We start from the raw sequence: 1,417 nt of genomic DNA on the forward strand, positions 1-1,417 counted from the left end.
GACGGTCTGGGCCTTGATGCCGTCCGGCTCCAGCCGCGTCTTGGTCTGCCCCTTGGCAGCCTTGGTGGGGTTGGGATGCCAGTAGGTCGCGGGCTTCGACGCGTTGTACTTGTCGTTGGTGGGCTGATCGGCCTTCGCCGGGATGATGAACTTCTCCATCGACGCCCACGCGGACTTGAACGGCGCCCAGTCACCGGTCGCCCGCCCGTAGCTCGCTTCCAGCCACAGGTAGTAGCTGAACGCCTCCGACGTGGTCTGATGACCGTGATCCGGCGCCTCCACCATCAACGTCTCGACCGAGTGATACGGCACCAGCAGGTCACCGAACTTGCGGAAGTAACCGCTCGCCGGATCCTTGATCTTGTTGTACTGGTCCAGGAACGCCTTGCTGAAGTCCGAAGTCGACGACGAGATCTCCTTCACCGCGACCGAAGCAGGCGCATAACCCGTCGCAGTCGCGGTGAACGTCGCCGAAGCCAGATCCCCGCCGTTGTTCGCGGACGTGACCGTCACGGTCTGCTTCGCCGCACTGGAGAACGTCAGCGTCGAAGGCGCCGCAGTCAGGTCCGCACTGCCGCTGCGAGCGATCGTCACCGTCACCGGTGAGCTCGGCGCCGTCGCCAGCGAGACGTCGAACGTCGCCGTCTGGCCCTGCCGGACGTTGAGCGTGCTCGGCGTCGCCAGCACCGCCGGTCCGGCCAGCACCTTGACCATCGCCGGTGCCGAAGTCCTGGTGGCACCGCGGTTGTCGGTCGCCCTCGCGGTGATCTGGTGATCACCAGCCGTCGGCGACGCCCACGTGCCGGTGTACGGCGCGCTGGTGTCGGTCGCGACCAGTGTGTCGTCGGCGTAGAAGTCGACCTTCGTCACCGTGCCGTCGGAGTCCTGCGCGGTCGCCGCCAGCGGAACCGTCGCGGGCAGGGTGTAGGTGCTGCCGGTGACCGGTGCCGTCAACGCCACGGACGGCGCCTGGTTCGGGCCGGTGCACGCCACGCCGTTGACCGCGAAATCGGTCGGAGGCCGGTTCGCCGAACCCTTGCTGCCGTTGAAACCGACCTGCGCCGAGCCACCGGTGGGGATCGTCCGCGCCCAGTCCGGATTGGTCACGGACACCACCGCGCCGGTCTGGCTGAACGTGCCGTTCCAGCCCTGCGTCACCCGTTGCCCGTCCGGGAACGTCCACGTCAGGTTCCAGCCGTTCAGCGCGTCACCGTCGTTGCGGATCGTCGCGGTCGCGCCGAAGCCGGTGTCCCACTCGTTGGTGATCTGGTAGGTGACCGTGCACGCGACCGCCGCGGGCGCCGCCACCGCGGGCACCCCTCCGATCGCCATCACCACCGCAGCCGTCATTGCCGTTGTCCGCCGAGTCAAACGACCTCCACGCGAACAGCACCTCGTCGTTCTCGGTGCAGGTCGC

1 protein-coding gene is annotated in these 1,417 nt (G+C 67.8%); it reads right to left on the bottom strand.

Annotation, left to right across the window (positions count from 1 at the left end):
• Positions 1-1,350: glycoside hydrolase family 48 protein (locus ABZX92_RS45900; protein ID WP_355572481.1), on the bottom strand; the 1,350-nt coding region annotated here is incomplete at its 3' end.
• Positions 1,351-1,417: the final 67 nt, after the last annotated feature.

Source organism: Lentzea sp. NPDC006480 (assembly GCF_040611995.1).
Classification (GTDB): Bacteria; Actinomycetota; Actinomycetes; order Mycobacteriales; family Pseudonocardiaceae; genus Lentzea.